The organism is Neisseria yangbaofengii (assembly GCF_014898075.1).
GTDB lineage: Bacteria > Pseudomonadota > Gammaproteobacteria > Burkholderiales > Neisseriaceae > Neisseria > Neisseria yangbaofengii.
Map to the genome: position 1 here is coordinate 1,633,070 of NZ_CP062976.1, position 20,785 is coordinate 1,653,854.

General features: G+C 45.5%; 21 protein-coding genes, 1 tRNA gene and 1 pseudogene. 6 read left to right on the forward strand and 17 right to left on the reverse strand.

All coding sequences use genetic code 11. The features are described 5' to 3' along the window. Window positions 1-84 precede the first annotated feature (84 nt). Window positions 85-932: pseudogene (locus H4O27_RS13160) on the forward strand (IS630 family transposase). A gap of 110 nt (window positions 933-1,042) precedes the next feature. On the opposite strand, the gene lpdA reads toward H4O27_RS13160, so the two are convergent. From lpdA to sdhC, 10 genes are all read right to left on the reverse strand, one after another. Next, window positions 1,043-2,473 (reverse strand): dihydrolipoyl dehydrogenase, encoded by a 1,431-nt coding sequence (gene lpdA, locus H4O27_RS08025; RefSeq protein ID WP_165009251.1) that lies wholly within the window; start codon window positions 2,471-2,473, stop codon window positions 1,043-1,045. A 48-nt stretch (window positions 2,474-2,521) separates the two neighbouring features. Continuing rightward, window positions 2,522-2,788: a YdgH/BhsA/McbA family protein gene (locus H4O27_RS08030; RefSeq protein WP_165009249.1), complete on the reverse strand. Its 267-nt coding sequence runs from the start codon at window positions 2,786-2,788 to the stop codon at window positions 2,522-2,524. A gap of 52 nt (window positions 2,789-2,840) precedes the next feature. Beyond that, entirely contained in the window at window positions 2,841-4,037 is a 1,197-nt protein-coding gene (gene odhB / locus H4O27_RS08035) for a 2-oxoglutarate dehydrogenase complex dihydrolipoyllysine-residue succinyltransferase (protein ID WP_165009247.1), read from the reverse strand. Between the two features lie 90 nt (window positions 4,038-4,127). Beyond that, on the reverse strand, window positions 4,128-6,956 hold the full coding sequence (locus H4O27_RS08040; RefSeq protein WP_165009245.1) for a 2-oxoglutarate dehydrogenase E1 component: 2,829 nt from the start codon (window positions 6,954-6,956) through the stop codon (window positions 4,128-4,130). A 204-nt stretch (window positions 6,957-7,160) separates the two neighbouring features. Next, window positions 7,161-8,444, reverse strand: a complete 1,284-nt coding sequence (gene gltA / locus H4O27_RS08045; protein ID WP_165009243.1) for a citrate synthase — start codon at window positions 8,442-8,444, stop codon at window positions 7,161-7,163. Window positions 8,445-8,562: 118 nt separating this feature from the next. Then, window positions 8,563-8,811 carry an FAD assembly factor SdhE gene (locus H4O27_RS08050; protein ID WP_165009257.1) on the reverse strand — a complete coding sequence of 83 codons (249 nt, stop codon included), beginning with the start codon at window positions 8,809-8,811 and terminating at the stop codon, window positions 8,563-8,565. Between the two features lie 2 nt (window positions 8,812-8,813). Then, window positions 8,814-9,521: a succinate dehydrogenase iron-sulfur subunit gene (locus H4O27_RS08055; RefSeq protein WP_165009241.1), complete on the reverse strand. Its 708-nt coding sequence runs from the start codon at window positions 9,519-9,521 to the stop codon at window positions 8,814-8,816. Window positions 9,522-9,645: 124 nt separating this feature from the next. After that, the gene (gene sdhA, locus H4O27_RS08060; protein WP_165009239.1) at window positions 9,646-11,409 is read right to left on the reverse strand and encodes a succinate dehydrogenase flavoprotein subunit; all 1,764 of its coding nucleotides are present in this window, start codon (window positions 11,407-11,409) and stop codon (window positions 9,646-9,648) included. A 2-nt stretch (window positions 11,410-11,411) separates the two neighbouring features. Further along, window positions 11,412-11,753 (reverse strand): succinate dehydrogenase, hydrophobic membrane anchor protein, encoded by a 342-nt coding sequence (gene sdhD, locus H4O27_RS08065; protein WP_165009236.1) that lies wholly within the window; start codon window positions 11,751-11,753, stop codon window positions 11,412-11,414. Further along, a complete protein-coding gene (gene sdhC / locus H4O27_RS08070; RefSeq protein WP_165009234.1) occupies window positions 11,747-12,124 on the reverse strand; it encodes a succinate dehydrogenase, cytochrome b556 subunit in 378 nt (125 codons plus the stop codon). The genes sdhD and sdhC overlap by 7 nt, the downstream gene beginning before the upstream one ends. A 506-nt stretch (window positions 12,125-12,630) precedes the next feature. On the opposite strand from sdhC, the gene H4O27_RS08075 reads away from it, so the two are divergent. Then, entirely contained in the window at window positions 12,631-13,008 is a 378-nt protein-coding gene (locus tag H4O27_RS08075; protein ID WP_165009232.1) for a YkvA family protein, read from the forward strand. 50 nt (window positions 13,009-13,058) lie between these two features. On the opposite strand, the gene H4O27_RS08080 is transcribed toward H4O27_RS08075, so the two are convergent. The 4 genes from H4O27_RS08080 to dapF all read right to left on the reverse strand — a co-directional run bounded on the left by H4O27_RS08080 (window position 13,059) and on the right by dapF (window position 16,196). Next, window positions 13,059-13,556, reverse strand: a complete 498-nt coding sequence (locus tag H4O27_RS08080) for a lipoprotein (protein WP_165009230.1) — start codon at window positions 13,554-13,556, stop codon at window positions 13,059-13,061. 154 nt (window positions 13,557-13,710) lie between these two features. Beyond that, entirely contained in the window at window positions 13,711-14,643 is a 933-nt protein-coding gene (gene cysK / locus H4O27_RS08085; protein WP_165009228.1) for a cysteine synthase A, read from the reverse strand. A 100-nt stretch (window positions 14,644-14,743) separates the two neighbouring features. Continuing rightward, window positions 14,744-15,346, reverse strand: coding sequence for a hypothetical protein (locus tag H4O27_RS08090; protein ID WP_165009226.1), 603 nt, complete (start codon window positions 15,344-15,346; stop codon window positions 14,744-14,746). 1 nt (window position 15,347) lies between these two features. Continuing rightward, a complete protein-coding gene (gene dapF / locus H4O27_RS08095; protein WP_165009255.1) occupies window positions 15,348-16,196 on the reverse strand; it encodes a diaminopimelate epimerase in 849 nt (282 codons plus the stop codon). Window positions 16,197-16,875: 679 nt separating this feature from the next. On the opposite strand from dapF, the gene H4O27_RS08100 reads away from it, so the two are divergent. The 3 genes from H4O27_RS08100 (at window position 16,876) to H4O27_RS08110 (ending at window position 18,184) form a co-directional block, all read left to right on the forward strand. Further along, window positions 16,876-17,223 (forward strand): TonB family protein, encoded by a 348-nt coding sequence (locus H4O27_RS08100; RefSeq protein ID WP_165009225.1) that lies wholly within the window; start codon window positions 16,876-16,878, stop codon window positions 17,221-17,223. A gap of 194 nt (window positions 17,224-17,417) precedes the next feature. Next, complete coding sequence (locus H4O27_RS08105) at window positions 17,418-17,918, forward strand: membrane lipoprotein lipid attachment site-containing protein (protein ID WP_165009223.1); 501 nt, start codon at window positions 17,418-17,420, stop codon at window positions 17,916-17,918. 190 nt (window positions 17,919-18,108) lie between these two features. Further along, window positions 18,109-18,184 (forward strand) — tRNA-Asn (locus H4O27_RS08110). 305 nt (window positions 18,185-18,489) lie between these two features. Here the strand turns inward: H4O27_RS08110 and H4O27_RS08115 are convergent. The 3 genes from H4O27_RS08115 to H4O27_RS08120 form a co-directional block, all read right to left on the reverse strand. Further along, entirely contained in the window at window positions 18,490-18,804 is a 315-nt protein-coding gene (locus tag H4O27_RS08115; RefSeq protein ID WP_165009221.1) for a hypothetical protein, read from the reverse strand. A 76-nt stretch (window positions 18,805-18,880) separates the two neighbouring features. Next, a complete protein-coding gene (locus H4O27_RS13380; RefSeq protein WP_255464495.1) occupies window positions 18,881-19,006 on the reverse strand; it encodes a hypothetical protein in 126 nt (41 codons plus the stop codon). A gap of 193 nt (window positions 19,007-19,199) precedes the next feature. Then, the gene (locus tag H4O27_RS08120) at window positions 19,200-19,832 is read right to left on the reverse strand and encodes a hypothetical protein (protein ID WP_165009219.1); all 633 of its coding nucleotides are present in this window, start codon (window positions 19,830-19,832) and stop codon (window positions 19,200-19,202) included. 146 nt (window positions 19,833-19,978) lie between these two features. Between H4O27_RS08120 and fdhD the strand changes: the two genes are divergently transcribed. Beyond that, window positions 19,979-20,776 carry a formate dehydrogenase accessory sulfurtransferase FdhD gene (gene fdhD / locus H4O27_RS08125; RefSeq protein WP_165009217.1) on the forward strand — a complete coding sequence of 266 codons (798 nt, stop codon included), beginning with the start codon at window positions 19,979-19,981 and terminating at the stop codon, window positions 20,774-20,776. Window positions 20,777-20,785: the final 9 nt, after the last annotated feature.

The window sequence follows — 20,785 nt, forward strand, 5'->3', positions numbered from 1 at the left end:
TAGTACGGCGTTGGCTCGCCTAGCCGTATTATAGTATATTAAAATAAGAATTCCCAAGTCAACACTGAATATTTAGAGTCCAAAATGTCATACTCAATAGAACTACGAGAAAAAGCATACCAATACTATCAGGCATGCAAAAATGCTAGCGAAGTTTGCAAAGCATACCAAATTGACCCAAAAACATTTCGAAGTTGGAGAAAACGCTATGAGCAAACCGGTTCATTTGAACATCAAGTCAAAGGTGGCAATGCAACCAAAGTCAATAAAAACCTGCTCATAAAATATGTTAAAGAACACCCTGATGCATACCAGCATGAAATTGCAGCTCATTTTGGGTGTACACCGGCTAATATTTGTTATTTGTTCAAAGTATTGGGTATGACGCGTAAAAAAAGACCACGAGCTACAAAGAACAAAAACCGGAACAGGTAGCCGCTTATCAACAAGCATTAAATCAATATGCTGATTATCAAGTTGTTTTCCTTGATGAAACAGGATTTGATACTTTTTACTACCGTCCTTATGCCTATTCACCAAAAGGGCTTCCGGTTAAAGCGCAAATCAGTGGTAAACGATACCGGCGCACATCACCGGTTGCAGCTCAAATCAAAGACCAAAGTAATCTAATTGCACCCATGATTTATTCAGGCACGATGGATAGTCGTTTATTTGAAGCATGGTTTGAAGGCGTATTGCTGCCTGAATTAACTGAACAATCTGTTATCGTGATGGATAATGCCCGCTTTCATCGGATGTCTGTTTTAGCAGAGATTTCAGAAAAAGAGGGGCATAAAATCTTAGCTCTTGCACCTTATTCGCCAGAGCTTAATCCGATTGAAAAAGCATGGGCGAACATTAAAAAGCATCTACGAAAAGTGCTGCCTGAAATGGGCAATTTTATGGCCGCATTATTGCACCATTGCCATTGAAAACAATGTATACATAGCTAATTTTATTGGCTTGATTATTTGATTCCCTATTATTCATTAAAAAATGCCGTCTGAAACGTTTTCAGACGGCATTTCAAACACATCGGCAATTAACCGTGCAATGCGCGCTTGTCGGCAGACAATGCTGCTTCATGCAATACTTCAGACAAGGTCGGGTGTGCATGGATGATACGGGCGATGTCTTCGCTGCTGGCTGAAAATTCCAATCCGGTCACGCCTTCAGATACCAATTCGCTCACAACCGGGCCAATCATATGTACACCCAAAATGCGGTCGGTTTTCGCACAAGCCAATACTTTGACGGTACCTTTGGCTTTGCCCATAGCCAATGCACGACCATTGGCACCAAAACCTGAAGTGCCTTTTTTGTATTCAACACCTTCGGCTTTCAACTGCTCTTCGGTTTTGCCTACCCACGCAATTTCAGGGTCGGTATAAATCACGAATGGTACGTTATTAAAGTCGATATGCGGTTTTTGACCGGCAATGCGTTCGGCTACGGCTACACCTTCATCGCTGGCTTTGTGTGCCAACATCGGACCACGAACCACGTCACCAATTGCCCAAACATTCGGCAGGTTGGTTTTGCAATCGCCATCTACTTTGATGAAACCGCGTTCGTCTTTTTCCAAGCCGACTGCTTCGACATTCAAACCGTTGGTGTTCGGAATGCGGCCGATGGCTACGATTAATTTATCAAAGGTTTCAGTTTTGGCTTCGCCTTTAGCAGTTTCGTATTGAACGGTCACGCCTTGCTCGGCTTTAATTTCGCCGATGTTTACGCCCAATTCGATTTCCAAACCTTGTTCTTTAGTGAAGAATTTGAATGCTTCTTTAGCAATTTGCCGGTCGGCAGCGGCCAAGAAAGTCGGTGCAGCTTCCAAAATAGTCACTTCCGAACCCACGCGTTTCCATACCGAGCCCATTTCCAAGCCGATCACACCGGAACCGATAACGCCCAATTTAGCCGGCACTTCAATCAGATTCAAAGCGCCTTCATTATCCAACACATTCACATTATCAATGGCAATTTGCGGCAACGGACGCGGCACAGAACCGGTCGCCACAATCACGTGTTTGGCTTCAACAACGGTTTTTTCACCTTTATTGTCCACTTCGATTTGATACAAATCGCCGTTTTTGCCTTTGAACGAACCCAAACCGAACAAACTATCGACTTTATTCTTTTGGAACAAGAATTTTACGCCGCCGGTCAATTTATTCACGATACCGTCTTTGCGTTCAATCATTTTAGCGGCATCAAATTTGATGTCGCCCACGGTGATGCCGTGTTCGGCAAAATCATGTCGTGCGGCATGGAAATGCTCTGAAGATTGCAATAAGGCTTTTGATGGGATACAACCTACGTTCAAGCAAGTACCGCCCAAGGCAGGCGCATCACCTGCTTTATTCACGCCTGCATCGATACAGGCTGTTTTGAAACCCAATTGTGCAGCGCGGATGGCAGCAACATAACCGCCAGGGCCCGCACCGATAACTACTACATCATATTGTGACATTTGAAATCCTTTGTCCTTCAAAAAGAATGTATTGAAAAGAAGCGGTGCCTAGCGTTTGAGGCGGCATGAATAAGGACTGAATTCCTTCACTTCCATCCGTGTGATGTTGTTGTAAACACGAATGGTGGCATTCGGATAGGTTTGGCAAAGCGATTGCCGCGCCATTTGAATGCCCGCTTTATTGCTATCAAGTTCAAATTTTTTATTCAACTGCTTACCTTGTGCATTATAAGCATTGACTGAATATTCCTTGCCGGAAAAAGCAGAACATGCCGACAAAGCCAGCGAGACCAAAATAATCAATATTTTCTTCATGTTTGATACGCTCAACACTCTTTCAGACGGCCTTTAAGGCCGTCTGAATATATTACAGATCTAACAACAAACGAGCCGGATCTTCTAAGGCATCTTTAATGGCCACCAAGGTCAATACCGCTTCACGACCGTCAATGATACGGTGGTCATAAGACAGCGCCAGATACATCATCGGACGAACCACGACTTGGCCGTTTTCAACTACAGCGCGCTCTTTAGTGGCATGCATGCCCAAGATAGCAGATTGTGGCGGGTTGATGATTGGGGTAGACATCATCGAACCAAAAGTACCGCCGTTGGTGATGCTGAAGGTACCGCCGGTCAGGTCGTCTAAAGAAATTTTACCGTCTTTGGCTTTAATTGCGTAATCTACAATGGCTTTCTCAATATCGGCAATACTCATTTGGTCCGCATCACGCAAGATTGGTACTACCAAACCGCGCGGGCTGCCAATGGCGATGCCGATGTCGAAGAAACCGTGGTAAACGATGTCGTTACCATCAACAGAAGCATTCACAATCGGGTATTTCTTCAGCGCAGCGACAGCAGCTTTAACGAAGAAAGACATAAAGCCCAATTTAGTGCCGTGTTCTTTCTCGAATTTTTCTTTGTATTTCGCACGCAAGTCCATGATTGGCTTCATGTTGACTTCGTTGAATGTGGTCAAAATGGCATTTTCTTGTTGAGAAGCCAACAGACGCTCTGCCACACGTGCGCGCAAGCGGCTCATTGGAACGCGTTGCTCTGGGCGGGCACCGGCAGGAACTGGCGCGCCGGCAGCGGCAGCAGGTTTAGCCGCAGCATTTTGAACGTCTTCTTTCAAGACACGGCCGTCACGGCCTGAACCTTGAACTGAATTCACATCTACACCTTTTTCAGCAGCCAATTTGGCAGCAGCAGGCATAGCAGGAGCACCGGCTTGCGCAGTGACGGCATGAGCAGCAGCTTCTGCTTTGGCTTCAGCAGCTTCGGCTTGTGGCGCAACTTCAGCGGTAGGTTGCGCCGCAGCAGCTTCCGTATCGATGCGTGCCAATACTTGGTCGGCTTCAACGGTTTCGCCATCGCCAACAATGATTTCAGCCAATACACCGGCTTGTGGAGAAGGCACTTCCAAAACCACTTTATCGGTTTCTATTTCAATCAAAATTTCATCGCGGGCAACTGCTTCTCCAACTTTCTTTTTCCATTCCAACAAGGTACCTTCCGATACGCTTTCAGACAACATTGGCACTTTTACTTCAATAATCATTTTAGTCTCCGGTTTGCCGCCTTTCAGACGGCCTTGTGATGTGTTCTTATTCTACGGCCTGAATCAGACCGTAGGCGCTTCTCTCTTCAATTAGCCATTTAATGCGTCTTCAACTAATTGCTTCAATTGGGCAACGTGTTTGCTCATATAGCCGACGGCCGGTGCGGCGCTGCTCGGACGGCCTGCGTAAGACAGTTTTTGATTGTCTGCCAACACGCCTTCCAAACGGTGGCGGATTTGATAGAACGCACCTTGGTTTTTCGGCTCTTCCTGCGACCAGATAATCTGCTGCGCATTCGGATATTTTGCCAACTCGGTTTTGAGTTCGTCATACGGGAACGGATACAGCTGTTCGACACGCACAATCGCCACATCGTTTTCCAAGCCACGTTCTTTGCGGCCTGCTGCCAAATCATAATACACCTGGCCGGCACACAGAACCACCCGTTTCACGCTCTCATTGTTGCTGCGTTCGGCAACATCGCCGATTACCGGACGGAAGCGTGAACCTTCGGTAAAGTTTTCCAGCGGGCTCATGGCATCTTTGAAACGCAGCAGGCGTTTGGACATGAAAATCACCAGCGGTTTGCGGTATGAACTCAACACTTGGCGTTGCAGCAGATGGAACATTTGCGACGCTTCAGACGGCATAATAATCTGCATATTGTTTTCGGAACACAGTTGCAGCCAGCGTTCGACACGGCCTGACGAGTGTTCAGGACCTTGACCGTCATAGCCGTGCGGCAAAATGGTGGTCAGACCGCACAAACGACCCCATTTGGTTTCACCGGACGACAGGAATTGGTCAATCACTACTTGTGCGCCGTTGGCAAAGTCGCCAAATTGGGCTTCCCAAATGGTCAGCTTGTCGGGCGCAGAGCAGGCAAAGCCGTATTCATAAGCCATTACAGCTTCTTCGTTCAAAATGGAGTCGATAACCAGAAAGTCGCCGGTGTTTTCGCCCATGTGGCGCAGCGGAACATAAGCGCCGTCGTCCCATTTTTCACGTTTTTGATCGTGCAATACGGCATGGCGGTGCGAGAATGTTCCACGGCCGGAGTCTTCACCGGAAATACGCACGCCGGCACCTTTGGTAACCAGATTGGCATAAGCGATGGTTTCTGCCATACCCCAGTCAATCGGCTGCTTGCCTGCCGCCATTGCTTTGCGGGCTTGAATCACGCGTTTGGCTGTTGAATGCAGGGCAAAGCCTTCCGGAACAGCTGTAAATTTTTCTGCCAATCGTTGGATATCGGCTGCCGGCAAGCCGGTTTCGACATCTTCGCGCCAATCTTGGCCTTGGTATTTCGACCAGTCGATTTGCGTACGTTGGAAGTTGCTCAATGTGGTTTGCTCGACATGCTCGCCTTTGTCCAGTGCGTCGCGATAAGCCTGAACCAAAGCATCTGCTTCAGCTTCAGTGATGACATTTTCAGTAACCAATTTCTCAACATACATGGCACGAGTGCCTGGATGTTGGGCAACTTTTTTGTACATCATCGGCTGGGTTAAAGTCGGGTCATCGCCCTCGTTGTGACCCCATTTTCGGTAACATACCACATCGATAACGATGTCTTTTTTGAAGGTTTTGCGATAGTCTAAAGCTGCTTGTACGGCAAAGCACACACGTTCTGGATCATCGCCGTTAACGTGAATAACCGGCGCAGAAACCATTTTCGCCACATCAGTGCAATATACTGTTGAACGGGTATCGCGGGTATCGGAAGTGGTAAAGCCGATTTGGTTATTGATCACGATATGAACCGTACCACCTGTGGTATATCCACGGGTTTTCGATAAGTTAAATGTCGCTTGGTTTACACCCAAACCGATGAATGCAGAGTCACCGTGAATCAACACCGGCAATACTTTCTCTTGCCCGCTTTTACCCAAACGCTCTTGTTTCGCACGAGCCGAACCTTCTACTACAGGATTCACAATTTCCAAGTGTGATGGGTTAAAGGCCAATGAAACATGCATGGGGCCGTTTGGTGTTGCAATATCAGAGCTGAAACCCATATGGTATTTCACGTCACCGCTTGGGTGTTTGATTTCAGCGCGGCCTTCAAATTCGGCAAACAAGTCGCCTGGTTTTTTGCCCAAAGTGTTTACCAACACGTTCAGGCGGCCACGGTGTGCCATACCGATGATGACTTCTTCTACGCCATCTTTACCGGCATTTTGAATCAGGTAATTCAAACCGGCGATAACGCTTTCGCCGCCCTCAACACCAAAGCGTTTTTGGCCGACATATTTGGTATGCAGATAACGTTCCAAGGTTTCTGCTGCAGTCAACTGCTTCAATAAGTATTGCTTTTGCTCTTTGGTATAGCGTGGCGTAGACAACACGCTTTCAAAGTAATTGCGAATCCAGCGGCGCTCTTCGGTTTCCGGAATATACATGTATTCCACCGCCAAATGACCGCAATAAGTTTGTTTCAAGTTTTTAACGATATCAGACAAGGCCATTTTTTCTTGGCCGTCGAAATCGCCTTCACCCATGCTGAATTTCACAGCCATATCGGCATCAGTCAGACCATGGAATTTAGGATCCAATGCTTCCAAATATTTCGGCGGCATACGTTTTAACGGATCCAATTGTGCCGCACCAACGCCTTGGATGCGGTAAGCAGAAATCATGCGCAGCACGCCAACCTGTTTTTTCAACATGGCTTCATCAACGCTGCCTGCAATAGCAGCTGTTGATTTCGCCTTAGCCAAATTAGCAAATGATTCACGAATCGGTGCATGTGCAACGTCTACATCGGTTGCACCCGGCAACTTGGTTAAGTCAGTAAAGTATTGCTTCCACTTATCTTCTACTGAGTTTGGGTCAACCAAGAAAGCTTCGTATAACTCCTCAATATAAGGAGCATTTGAACCAAACAGATAAGAGAAATTGAGTTTTTCGTCCATCATGGCGCGTGCTCTTTTCTTAAGATATAAATAAAGGGTAGAACTTTGTGCTACTTTAACGGAGTTCAGGCCGTCTGAAGATGACACTTTATTCTACCCTATTCCGAACTAACTGCCTGTAGATATTTTGTCTTAAATCAATAAAACTAATCAAAGAGACTTTTTTAGTCTTTAAAAATATAAATCAACAAGCTATTAATGAACTAATTAACGCTGTTCAACCGGCACGAAATCGCGACGGTCTTCACCAGTATACAATTGACGAGGACGGCCGATTTTCAATGCTGGATCACCAATCATTTCATGCCAATGAGAAATCCAACCTACACTGCGCGCCAAGGCGAAGATAACGGTAAACATCTCTGTTGGAATACCCAAGGCTGACAATACGATACCTGAGTAGAAATCGACGTTTGGGTACAGTTTGCGTTCAACAAAGAATGGATCTTTCAGCGCAATTTGTTCCAATTCCATCGCCAGCTTGAATTTAGGACTATCTTCCAAACCCAATTCTTTCAAGACCTCATAGCAGGTTTCACGCATGATGTTGGCGCGAGGATCCATGTTACGGTAAACGCGGTGACCGAAGCCCATCAAACGGTATTTACGCTGTTTCACACCTTCCATGTATGCTTCTACATTAGAAATGTCGCCGATTTCGTCCAACATGTTCAAAACGGCTTCGTTGGCACCACCGTGAGACGCACCCCACAAGCAGGCAATACCGGCCGCAATACATGCAAATGGATTTGCGCCTGAAGAACCGGCCAAACGAACAGTCGAAGTAGAAGCGTTTTGCTCATGGTCGGCGTGCAGAATAAAGATGCGGTCTAATGCACGTGCCAAAACAGGATTTGGCTTGTATTCTTCACATGGTGTCGCAAACATCATATGCAGGAAGTTTTCTGCATAAGTCAGATTATTTTTCGGATAGTTAAACGGCAAACCGTTTGAATAGCGATAACACATTGCCGCAATCGTCGGGATTTTAGAAATCAAACGATAAATAGCAATTTCACGGTGTTTCGGATCAGCAATGTCCAAGCTGTCTTGGTAGAATGCAGACAATGCACCAACCACACCCACCATCATGGCCATTGGATGTGCATCACGACGGAAGCCGCGGAAGAACCAAGTCAATTGTTCGTGCACCATGGTGTGGTGGCTTACAATACCGGTAAATTCTTTCTTCTGTTCCGCATTTGGCAACTCACCGTAAATCAACAAGTAGCAAACTTCCAAATAATCGGATTTTTCTGCCAATTGTTCAATCGGATAACCGCGGTAGTAAAGCAAACCTTCTTCACCGTCGATATAGGTAATCTTAGACTCACAGCTTGCAGTCGATACAAAACCAGGGTCGAAAGAGAACAAACCGGTATGTTTGGTTAACGCGCGGATATCGATTACATCATGACCTAATGATGCTTCCAATACCGGCAATTCCAATACCTCTTGGTTTGGGGTGTTGAGTTTTACTGTTTTAGACATTCTCTGCTCCTTTATAAAATGGGGCTTTTATACGTTTTGCTTTACAGCACGGTCTTACCTTTCAGACGGCCTACGAACTATTTACACAATGTATTGAAACACTATGTTAATACCCGTTTTATACCTGTCTGATTCTATCAAGCAATGGAATCAGATGAGTTTTTTCAGTTTGCCTATAACCGTTAACCAAAGCTAACAAGTCTTGATCTTGAAATTCAAGAATTTCAACGAACTCAGCTAATTCCTCATCATTTAATTGCTCGAATTCTTTTTCCATAAACCGGCCAAGAATCAAATCAAGCTCTAACAATCCTCGGCGGGTTTGGAAACGGATTTTCCGTTTTGCAGTATCGTCAAATACCATCATCATTAAACTGCTCGTTTCAACATGATTTCTTTAATCTTACCGATTGCACGGGTAGGATTCAAGTGTTTCGGGCAAACGTCAACACAGTTCATAATGGTATGGCAGCGGAACAAACGATATGGATCGTTCAAATCGTCCAAACGCTCGTTGGTAATGGTATCGCGGCTATCAGCGATAAAACGGTAAGCATTCAATAAACCAGACGGGCCAACAAATTTATCAGGGTTCCACCAGAATGAAGGACATGCGGTCGAGCAGCATGCACACAAGATACATTCATACAAACCATCCAGCTCTTTACGGTCTTCCTGAGTTTGCAGACGCTCTTTATCCGAGTCAATCGGCGTATCATTCACCACATAAGGTTTAATCGAATGATATTGTTTGAAGAATTGTGTCATATCCACGATTAAATCGCGAATAACCGGTAAACCCGGTAATGGACGGATTTTAATCGGCTGTTTCAGGCTGCGGATATCGGTAAGACAGGCCAAGCCGTTTTTGCCGTTAATGTTCATGCCGTCTGAACCACAAATGCCTTCACGGCATGAGCGACGGAACGACAAGGTATCGTCTTGAGCTTTCAGCTTAACCAATGCATCCAATAATTTTACGTCAGTCGGTTCGATTTCCAACTCGTATTTCTGCATATAAGGTTTTGCATCAACATCAGGATTGTAGCGGTAAATTTCGAAACTTACTTTTTCCATGAGAAGTGTTCCTTTTCTCACGAGCGGTTTAATGAATGATTATAGAATTTCAAACCGTCGGTGTAGGGTCATTTTTCTGATATTTTTCAGACGGCCTTTAATAGGCCGTCTGAAACTGAATATATTAATAAACGCGTTTGGCCGGTTCGATATAATCAACGGTCAACGGTTTAGTGTGTACCGGTTTGTAGCTCAAGGTATTGCTCAATGAATGATACAGGGTGTGTTTCATCCAGTTTTCATCATCACGCTCCGGATGGTCGTCTGAGGCATGTGCACCACGCGATTCTTTACGCGCTTCGGCAGACACCAAAGTCGCTTTCGCTACTTCAATCAAGTTATCCAATTCCAAAGCTTCGATACGGGCGGTATTCCACACTTGGCTCTTGTCTTTGATTTCGGTACGTTTCACACGCTCGGCGATTCCCAAGATTTCTTTCACGCCTTTGCTTAAGATTTCATCGGTACGGAACACGCCGGCATGAAGTTGAACAGAGCGTTGCAGTTCACGACGCAGCTCGTCCACATTTTCGCCGTCGGTCTGATTGTTCAGGCGATCCAAACGCTGGGCAGTCAGCGCACCGGCATTTTCCGGCAGTTCTTTCCAACCTTCCTGCTCTTTAATGAATTTAATCATGCTGTCGCCGGCAGATTTACCGAATACAACCAAGTCCAGCAATGAGTTGGTACCCAGACGGTTGGCACCGTGTACAGACGCACAGGCGCATTCACCCGCCGCATACAGACCTTTTACCGGTACTTCGTATTCATCGCCTTTTGGTACAATTACTTCGCCCAAATAGTTGGTCGGAATACCGCCCATCATATAGTGCGTGGTCGGCACCACCGGAATCGGGTCTTTAATCGGATCGATACCGGCAAACTGAATGGAAATTTCACGGATACCCGGCAGTTTTTCCATAATTTTTTCTGCACCGATATGGTCGATTTTCAGCAATACATGGTCTTTGTTTTTACCGCAGCCCCGGCCTTCGTAGATTTCCATTGCCATCGCACGGGATACTACGTCTCGGGAAGCCAAATCTTTTACGGTTGGTGCATAACGTTCCATAAAGCGCTCGCCGTTGGCATTCAACAAAATACCGCCCTCACCCCGCACACCTTCGGTAATCAGCACACCTGCACCGGCAACACCGGTCGGGTGAAATTGCCAGAATTCCATATCTTCCAAAGGAATACCGGCACGGGCGCAAATACCCAAACCGTCGCCGGTGTTCATATAGGCATTGGTTGAAGAGGCATAAATACGACCGCCGCCGCCGGTTGCAAACATCACGGCTTTTGCATGGAAAATGTACACATCGCCGGTTTCCATTTCCATCGCAGTGACACCGACCACATCGCCGTCTTCATTGCGAATCAAATCCAAAGCTGTCCACTCAACAAAGAACTGGGTGTTGGCACGGACGTTTTGCTGATACAGTGTGTGCAACATGGCATGACCGGTACGGTCGGCAACGGCACAGGCACGCTCTACCGCACGTTTACCGTGTTCGGCAGTGTGGCCACCAAACGGGCGTTGGTAGATTTTGCCGCTTTCGACACGGTCAAACGGCATACCCATGTGTTCCAACTCAATTACCGCTTCCGGAGCGGCACGACACATAAATTCAATCGCATCTTGGTCGCCCAGCCAGTCGGAACCTTTTACGGTATCGTACATGTGCCAGTCCCAACGGTCTTCCTGCACATTACCCAAAGAAGCGGAAATACCGCCTTGCGCCGCAACCGTATGCGAACGGGTTGGAAATACTTTTGACAATACGGCACAATTCAAACCCGATTTTGATAATTGGAGGGCTGCGCGTAAACCTGCACCACCACCGCCGACAATTACGGCATCGAACTTACGAACAGGAAAACTCATTTTTACCCCCAAATTACTTTAACCGAATAAATCAAACAACCTACCAACCAAACGATGGTTGCCACCTGCAGGAACAGGCGCACCCCGAACGGTTTGATATAGTCCATCCACAAGTCACGGATACCCACCCAAGCATGCAGAAACAGAGCAGTAAAGCTCAACTGGGTAAACACTTTTACCCAAATTTGGTCAAAAAACGCCTGCCATGCAGCATATTCTTTCGGCAGCAACAGCAAAAACGCCACCAATACCACGGTATAAATAAGCATAATCACAGCAGTTGCACGCTGCATTGCCCAATCACGCAAACCGTAGTGGGCGCCGGTTAATTTACGATCTACCATAATAAAGCTCCAATCACTACAGTTAATACCAAAGCGGTTACAAATACTGCTTTCGCAGTTGCACGGGCAGTATTCAGTGCCAAACCTTTATGGGCATCCAGCAGCAAAAAACGGATACCGGCAAGCATGTGGTGCATATAGGCCCACAATACGCCGATCAAGGCCAGCTTAACCAAAGGATGCGCCACAAACTGGCGGTAAGACTCAAAGCCTTCCTGATGGCTTAACGTACCCGACAGCAGCCACAATAAAACCGGCAGGGTAATAAATAAGATAACACCGCTGATACGGTGCAAAATAGAAACAATCCCCGGTATCGGCAAGCGGATATTAGGGATTTCTAGAAAGACAGGACGTGGTTTGGCGGACATGGTCTGTTCCTCTGAATTGAATTTATTTTTTTCTCAAATCGGGTAGCGCAAAACTACAATGAATTACACTTGCTATAATTTACATGGTTTAGCGCAATTTGAACAGCCCAATTTGTAAACAATATAATAAATTTTTACAAAAATGAGACAAAATAACTTTATCATATTTCTTTTTAACTACTCCTTTCGCCTGACAATTGATAATATCAGCCTAAATGGCCAGCGGACGTTCAAAAACATTCAATTTATCTGAATTAATTTAGCTGAGAACACCTGAAAAATTTCCACACACTGTATGAGCAACGACAATTATTTCGATATTAATTAAATATAGCCGTTATTTAACCTTACTCAATCACTGCTGCTTATCATAAAACTGCATTGAGTTGACGTATCTTATCATCCAATCCCTTATACTTACTTTCGGTTTTCCGTTCCAATGTTTTACCAAACAAGAAGAATGGCCGAGCAACACATATCACGACAACGATTAAAAGGGCTTTTCTATGAACGATTCAAACTCTGCTTCTCCTGAAGACTATATTCCAAAATTCAAACGGAAAAAACTCGACGAACCCGGCTTCTTGCGTAAGCTTGGTCGCTTCGCAGGCAGATTGGGAGCACCGGTAGTACGTCAGCTTTATGCGTTATATTTTTTATGGAAATCGCCACATACGCCCAAACAAGCTAAGATGATTATCTTGGGTGCACTGGTGTATTTCTTCAGCCCGATTGATGCCATTCCGGATTTGTTGGGACCATTGGGATTTACCGATGATATTGCCGTTATCACATTGGTTTACAGCCAGGTGAAAGCTTATTTAACCGAAGATATTCGTGAACAGGCACGCATCGCCACCGATAAGATTTTAGGTAAAAAATAAAAACAAAAAAGCCGTCTGAAATTCAGACGGCCTTTTTGTTTTACATCAGATTATTGCAACGGAGACATATTCATCACTTCCATCAGGAAGTTGGTAAATGCCGGATTGCTTGGTTTGCTGTTCATGCTCTTCCAACGCAGTTGCCAACCGCGCAAAGCATTTTGGATATACAGCTTAGATTGTTGGGTAGTGATTTCACCACGTTGGCTATCTACTGCAGAACGCAGGTAGACTTCATACATACTGTCGTCAACAGAGTTACGGCCAACCAGTTGGATACGATAGCGGTTTAAGTATTGGGCAGCCTGAACTTTAGTTATCTTTCCTTGACTGACCTGATAGCTCAGACGTGTTGCTTCGTCACGAATTTTGGAAACATCTGACCAGTGGCTAGAAGCCAAACGGAAACCGGCAGCCGGTTTGCCAGTTCCTTGGACATTTATCGGACGCACCGGCACTTCTTTCAAGGTTGGCACGTAGATGGATTGACAACCGGCAAGTGCCGCCAATGCAAATAAGAGAGGGATATATTTTTTCATGTGGGTCATTATAATCAGATTCGTCAAATAGTCCAAATGATGGCTGCTCGGATACGTCATAAATTTTGCTCAATTACAACATATTTCGAATATGCCTCCATCAGCCGGAAAATAAAAACACACAAAAAAAGGCCGTCTGAAACGGCCTTTTTAATACCTGACATTATGCCAAATCGGCAAACAATGGCGTAGAAAGATAACGCTCGCCATAAGAAGGAATCAATACCACAATCAATTTTCCTTCGTTTTCAGAGCGTTTCGCCAATTGCAATGCACTCCAAACAGCCGCACCGGAAGAGATACCCACTAAAATACCCTCTTTTTCCGCCATCGCACGAGCGGTCTCGAATGCCGCTTCGTTTGGCGCTTTAACGATTTCATCGTAAATAGCAGTATTCAATACGCTCGGCACGAAACCTGCACCAATACCTTGAATCGGGTGCGGACCTTTCTCACCACCGCTCAATACCGGCGATGCTTCCGGCTCTACTGCAACGATTTTGACATCAGGCTTGTGTTGTTTCAACACTTCACCCACGCCGGTTACTGTACCACCGGTACCCACACCAGCTACAAAAATATCGACTTTACCATCGGTATCTCGCCAAACTTCTTCGGCAGTGGTTTCACGGTGAATTTGCGGATTGGCTACATTGTCAAATTGACGCGGCATAAAATAAGTGTTCGGATTTTCGTCAACCAAAGATTGTGCTTTAGCAATCGCACCACCCATACCTTCTGCAGCAGGAGTCAAAATCAATTCAGCACCAAACGCGCGCAACAACATTTTGCGCTCTTTACTCATGCTCTCCGGCATAGTAATGGCCAGTTTATAGCCGCGGGCAGCACATACCATTGCCAAACCGATACCGGTATTACCGCTGGTTGCTTCCACAATCACGGTATTTTTGTTGATTTTACCGGCTTTTTCTGCCTGCTCAATCATCGCTTCTGCAATACGGTCTTTTACGCTGCTGCCCGGATTGAAAAATTCCAACTTTACCGCAACGTCGGCTTTCAAGCCCTCGGTCAAACGGTTTAATTTCACCAACGGGGTATTGCCGATTAATTCGGTAATGCTGTTTGCAATTTTCATGTTCTGCTCCTGAATAAAGATAATACGGCCTGCATATTAAGCTGAGGCTGTCCGAAAAACCAATATTTAATATTTCTTACTTTATAACTTTTTGTTTTGTTTAAAGACGCCCTGCAATAATGATAGACAAAATCAACGCCACCTGAACAATCAACAACATCAAAAAACCACCTTGTAATTGCCGGCTGCTGAATAAGCTGGCAGGTTGCTTCATGATTTTAACGCGGTGCACATAAAATACCGCCATCAAAACCAATTGCAATACAAACCAATAGCTTGGTTCCAAAGCATAAAAAGCCAACAGTGCCGGCATAGAAAAGACGGAAGTGCCTTCCGGATAATGATACCAAACCATGCCTGCCAGCAAAATGAATACCGCAGTCATCAACGCATTACTGACTGCAAACAAGCTCAACAACGAATGTGCTTCATCAGCCTGCCAAAATTGACCATCGGGCGTTTTTTTCCAATGATTCAAAAAGAAAAAAATACTGCCTACGGTTAAATAAAAATGCGGAAGAAACAAAGGCCCGATATGGGTAATACCCCAAGCGCCCGGTATCAGCTTGGCACCTAAAAAGCCCGTGGCCAACCATGCAATCACTGCCGCCCAAAACCATTGGAATTTCTCGGCCTTGAAAATCAATCTTAAGAAAAACACGGCATAAATCACAGCTGCCCATAAATCAAAATGAAAAACCATCTTAATACTGCAACTCGCCTTCAAACACCGTTTCAGCAGGGCCGGTCATCATCACATCATCACCATTCTGCCAACTGATAAACAAATCCCCGCCCGGCAAACTCGCTTTAACCGGCATTCCGCTATCCAGCAAACCCAAGCGTACACCGGCCACAACCGCCGCACACGCACCTGTACCACATGCCTGCGTTTCGCCTGCACCGCGTTCATACACGCGCAACCGAATCGATCGTCTATCTACAATCTGCATAAAACCGACATTCACGCGTTCAGGAAATTGGCTGTGCGACTCAATGGCTTCACCCCAATGCTCTACCGGCGCATTTTTCGTATCTCCTACCACAATCACTGCGTGCGGATTACCCATATTGACACAACTCACCGGAATAGACTCCAAGCCCACCAACACGATATGCGTTAAAGCATCATCTGCTTCGCCGCTCTCCGGAACAAACGGGATTTCAGACGGCATAAATTTCGGTTTGCCCATATTCACTGTGACCAACCCGTTATCCAACAATTTCGGCACAATCACACCGCTGGCGGTTTCCACCAGAATTTCCTGCTTGTCGGTCAATCCTTTATCCACAACAAAACGCACGAAACAACGCGCGCCGTTACCGCATTGCTCCACTTCTCCGCCATCGGCATTAAAAATGCGGTAACGGAAATCCACCGCTTCGGATGATGGCTTTTCCACCACCAGAAGCTGGTCAAAACCCACCCCACGGAAACGGTCAGACCATTGTGCCAAAGGGGCTTCTTTCGGATCAAACTGCTGTTCAATGCCGTTGACCACCATAAAATCATTACCTAAGCCATGCATTTTTGTGAATTTTAAAGTTTTCATCATTACTTCCTAACCGTTATCTGCCTTAAGGGCGCTAAGCCAGTAGGCAGACTATATAAAGTGCCGTACTCGTCAAATCAAACTATTTCAACTACTAAAAACTATTACGATTCAAAAGGCCGTCTGAATACATTCTACCTTAGTTCAGCGTAATTTTTGCGCCTATCTCTTTTAACTATGACTATATTGAGAAGGAATAACGCAGCGCATTGATTGCATTTTGCAAGAATCATCCAAAAATATTCCATCAAATCCCAAATATCTGTATTAAAAAAGCAACATTTTTAATAATCGGTGCAAAAATACGACAAGCGGTTATTCCAAAGAAATAAACGGAGCTTTTAAATTTTAAAACCTCCGTGCTTTTATTCTTAGTTGTTTTATTTAAAATAAATATATGATTTTAAAATAATTAATTTGTCATATTTCCTTAAGCTACTTTCAATACCTTATAAATCCTAAACTTAAAGTGCCAACAATTAGAATAATCACTACTAAAAAATAAACCGTTTATCTTAATTTTTGCGCACTTATCGCTTGCCATTTATCTGTCAACATTGCAAAATGCATACATAGAAACACGGAACACAACCTGTCCCAACAAAACAAAATCTTTATAAATTAAAGAATTACACATTAACAAAATTACGACAAACGTTTAACTCACAAGGACAATATCATGAACATCCGTCAAACTTTAACCGCTTTAGTTGCTTTCACCGTTTTAGCCGGTTCGCAAGCCGCCATGGCAAACAACATTACTTTCTATCAAAAAGCATCTGAAGCTACCGCTCCGATTACCGGCAAAGTTGCTGTGCGATTGACTATTGGCGCAGATGGTAATGTACATAATGTACGCGTGGTTCGCAGCAGCGGCTCAAGCAGCATCGACAACAGCGCAGTTCAATGGATGGAGGCGCAAACCATGTCACCTGTTCTAATCAACGGCATCGCCAAAGAATTCAGCGTTGTGAAAGAAATCAAATTTTCAGAAGGCAAAAATATTCAACAAGCCAGCTTGAACTAACCTTTTCATCTCCTTGCTTACCCCGAGCGCCAAAAAGCACTTTTCCCAAGAAAGTGCTTTTTGGCGTTTTCGTTTCCAAAAACCAACATAATCCCCGCTGATTTTCTGCTTTTACCTAGCATAACGAAAATCAGCAATGAAAACCGCTATACTCATTGCCGTCAGTCAGCGAAGAAATTTCCAAAGGAAAAATAATGAAAAAGATTTTGTCAGCCGCACTTGCCATCACCGCTTTAAGCGCCTGCTCAGTAGGTACGCCCGGCATGTCCGTCGGCTTGGGCGTAGGTACTCGGTTGGGCAGCCATGTCGGCTTGGGCACTTCTTTAAATATTCCTGTGCGCTTGGATCAAACCAAAATCGGGGCCGGCACCAACCAAAGTAAAAACGGCGGTGTCAATATTGTTGACGAGCAAATCGTCACTTATTTTGACGCACACGGTAATGCTTCCAATCATGCAGTAAAAGGCGGCTTTTACCGCCAATTATTAAGCAAACGCAATAACGAATATGTGGTGCAGGATTTTTACAGTGACAACAGTATCAAGCGTACCGATCCTTACACCATCAACCGCAGCCAATTGTTGCAATTTCGCGCGACACCGGCCAATGGTTCGTTAACGACTTATGCTTATAACGGCAATATTATGCAGCAGCAAGTTTTCCAAAACGGTAAATTGATCAGTGCGAAATACTGATTGATGTAAAATAAACGGCTCACGCAAATCATGTGAATACTTAGCTTTCAGACGGCCTAACAAGACAGCTTGCCATCAAAAGCTACCGACAAATAAATTTTCTTAGCTTTCAATTATTTGTAATATTGCTACGAATTTATTGCCTTTTATCGGTTGACACATTTTTTGCAGAAGCTATAATACGCTCCATTCCCCGATAGCTCAGTCGGTAGAGCGACGGACTGTTAATCCGCAGGTCCCTGGTTCGAGCCCAGGTCGGGGAGCCAAATTAAAAAAGCCTGAACAAAAATGTTCAGGCTTTTATTCTTTTTTGCATTTCCCAAAAATCAATACCGTCTGAAAAAATTCAGACGGCATTGATTTTTTTATTGCGTACTCACTTGTTTTATCCACGCAAACAATTCATCCAAATCATGGCCCCTCTGTGCGGCACACCCACGGCAAAGTACAGTGGATTCACTTTAAAAACAGGACAAGGCGGCGAGCTGAAGACAATATAGATAATACGGCTGGCGAACCAACGCCGTACTATTTTAAAGTGGATTCGCTATACAACTTTGGCACTATTGTCTTATAGCTTCGCCACCAACACGGCAAACACCGCCAATAAAGTGCCACGGTCGTTGGCACTGGCGCAGATGCGCCAGTTTTTCGGCATTTTCACGTTTGCGCCATCTACATAATTCAGCGGATTCATCATTTTAATGGTTTGCTTGTCGGCCATGGTTGCACCTGTTACGGTGCTATTGTTCATGGCAAATACGGTGAAATGCTGTTTATCGGTATCGGCGTTGCCAAACAACCGATTTTCATCGGTCGATAAATCCACACCGTCAAATGCAGGCGGCGTTTTCTGACGGCCTGCGATTTGCGTATATTTGGACAAAATCAACCGCCGTTACCTTGCCGTTTTTCATTGTCAGCCAATCCGCTTTCACTTCTTTGCCGGCATCCAATTGTTTTTATGCCGATTGTGCTAAGAAGCCGGTAACGAAATCTTTAAAGCTGCTGTTGTTGTTTCGATCCAAAACCAATGCACGGCCTTGTGTATCTTTCAGGTTCAAGCTGTTGATGCATGCGGGATACATGAGCTTGAATTTATCCGACAAAGCTTTTTTGTACTTCGGTGAGCATCCGGCATCGATTCGCGCTTGACGTTGTAACCCGGCATGGTCACGCTCATTTTTTTGTAATCGTTGGCACCGTTGAACTGCTATTCATAAGCCATGCCGGCGTATTCCAAGTCAATAATCGGACAATGCAGAAACCGCAAAAATATCATCATCCGCCTTCGCTGCACCCAAGGCTTGCAAATGGCTTCATAATCCAGATAATTGCCGCTTGCACCCAATAAGGAAGACAGCACGCCACCCGCTCCGGGTACCATTTGAAATGATTTTTATTACCCGACATCACTTTACTGCTGGCTTTCAAATAGCGCATAGTGGCTTTTAAATCAACAATTGCGCTGGTGTCTTGCCGGTAGCACAGTTCGTCCGTACGCCCCTGCTGATCCACGACATAGCCTTTTGACAAGGCCACCGCTGCCGTATTCGGTGATTTCTCCGCATTGTCTGCTGCGCCGCGAAGGCTTTTCAATTCAGGCTTGGCCGGTTTAGCAGGCATATAGCCGTCGACTTGATTAGCGAAAAAAATCGGTGCCGTCTCAGCCGTAAAACCGCCAATGCTGCCGTTTTGATAATATTGCTCCGGCGCATAAATATTCATCACTTCATATTCGGCATCGATTGGATTTTTGACATATACAATCCCTTCATAAGCACGGAATTTGATCGTTCCGCCATTCAACACCATGCTTTGCTCGGTGTATGGCTGTTTAGAAAAATCCAAATCATGGCTTGATTTGCCCGATGTGACCGCACAAGCACTCAATCCCATTACCACATCAGCCACTAATAATTTTATTTACTATATTCATATTAATTTAATAACATTAATCATTTATATAAACGATTGCGATTATGCGCCTAACTTTGGTTTATCCCGGTTAAGAAGCTGAAAAAATCGCGCTATAATATCCTTTTCAGACGGCCTCACTCATGACTTCCCTCCCCTTGCAAAGCTATACCGTATATCGCGCCGATTCAAACGGCTTGCGTGAAGAACAAGACGTGCTGGCCGAAGAAACCGCCATCGCCTTGGTCTATAACGGCATTACCCATGTGGTATTGATGGCCACACCGCAGAATTTGGAAGCCTTGGCATTGGGTTTTAGTTTGAGCGAAGGCATTTTGACCACAGCTCCCGAACTGTACGACATTGAAGTCAATGAAGCCTGCGACGGCATTGAAGTACATCTCGATATCGCCTCCGCACGTTTCCAAGCTTTAAAAGAGCGCCGCCGCAACATGACCGGCCGCACCGGCTGCGGTCTGTGCGGCATCGACAGCCTGGCTGCGGTCAAACCGCAAGTACCGCAAGTACCGCGCGGCCAAGCATTGGCCATTGCCGATATTCAGACGGCCTTAGCCGATTTCGACAACCATCAACCCTTACGTCAATCCGTCGGCTCGGTACACGGCGTGGCTTGGGTGCAAAACGGCCATATTGCAGCCGCCTTTGAAGATGTCGGCCGCCACAATGCCTTAGACAAATTAATCGGCTACGGCACACAACAAGCTTACGATTGGCAGCAAGGTTTCGCGCTGATTTCCAGCCGCGCCAGCTACGAAATGGTCGCCAAAGCCGCCGCCACAGGCATAGGCTGCATCGTTGCCGTATCCGCCCCAACCGCGCTGGCCGTGCGCTTGGCCGAACAAGCCGGCATGACCTTAATCGGCTTTGCCCGCCCGCATAAATTTACCGTTTACACCCACCCGCAATATATTGTGAAATAAGCATTCGAA

Coding starts and splice junctions, on each gene's coding strand:
- lpdA (WP_165009251.1), bottom strand. CDS start 2,473: ATGTCACAATATGATGTAGTAGTTATCGGTGCGGGCCCTGGCGGTTAT.
- H4O27_RS08030 (WP_165009249.1), bottom strand. CDS start 2,788: ATGAAGAAAATATTGATTATTTTGGTCTCGCTGGCTTTGTCGGCATGT.
- odhB (WP_165009247.1), bottom strand. CDS start 4,037: ATGATTATTGAAGTAAAAGTGCCAATGTTGTCTGAAAGCGTATCGGAA.
- H4O27_RS08040 (WP_165009245.1), bottom strand. CDS start 6,956: ATGATGGACGAAAAACTCAATTTCTCTTATCTGTTTGGTTCAAATGCT.
- gltA (WP_165009243.1), bottom strand. CDS start 8,444: ATGTCTAAAACAGTAAAACTCAACACCCCAAACCAAGAGGTATTGGAA.
- H4O27_RS08050 (WP_165009257.1), bottom strand. CDS start 8,811: ATGATGGTATTTGACGATACTGCAAAACGGAAAATCCGTTTCCAAACC.
- H4O27_RS08055 (WP_165009241.1), bottom strand. CDS start 9,521: ATGGAAAAAGTAAGTTTCGAAATTTACCGCTACAATCCTGATGTTGAT.
- sdhA (WP_165009239.1), bottom strand. CDS start 11,409: ATGAGTTTTCCTGTTCGTAAGTTCGATGCCGTAATTGTCGGCGGTGGT.
- sdhD (WP_165009236.1), bottom strand. CDS start 11,753: ATGGTAGATCGTAAATTAACCGGCGCCCACTACGGTTTGCGTGATTGG.
- sdhC (WP_165009234.1), bottom strand. CDS start 12,124: ATGTCCGCCAAACCACGTCCTGTCTTTCTAGAAATCCCTAATATCCGC.
- H4O27_RS08075 (WP_165009232.1), top strand. CDS start 12,631: ATGAACGATTCAAACTCTGCTTCTCCTGAAGACTATATTCCAAAATTC.
- H4O27_RS08080 (WP_165009230.1), bottom strand. CDS start 13,556: ATGACCCACATGAAAAAATATATCCCTCTCTTATTTGCATTGGCGGCA.
- cysK (WP_165009228.1), bottom strand. CDS start 14,643: ATGAAAATTGCAAACAGCATTACCGAATTAATCGGCAATACCCCGTTG.
- H4O27_RS08090 (WP_165009226.1), bottom strand. CDS start 15,346: ATGGTTTTTCATTTTGATTTATGGGCAGCTGTGATTTATGCCGTGTTT.
- dapF (WP_165009255.1), bottom strand. CDS start 16,196: ATGAAAACTTTAAAATTCACAAAAATGCATGGCTTAGGTAATGATTTT.
- H4O27_RS08100 (WP_165009225.1), top strand. CDS start 16,876: ATGAACATCCGTCAAACTTTAACCGCTTTAGTTGCTTTCACCGTTTTA.
- H4O27_RS08105 (WP_165009223.1), top strand. CDS start 17,418: ATGAAAAAGATTTTGTCAGCCGCACTTGCCATCACCGCTTTAAGCGCC.
- H4O27_RS13380 (WP_255464495.1), bottom strand. CDS start 19,006: ATGTATCCCGCATGCATCAACAGCTTGAACCTGAAAGATACACAAGGC.
- fdhD (WP_165009217.1), top strand. CDS start 19,979: ATGACTTCCCTCCCCTTGCAAAGCTATACCGTATATCGCGCCGATTCA.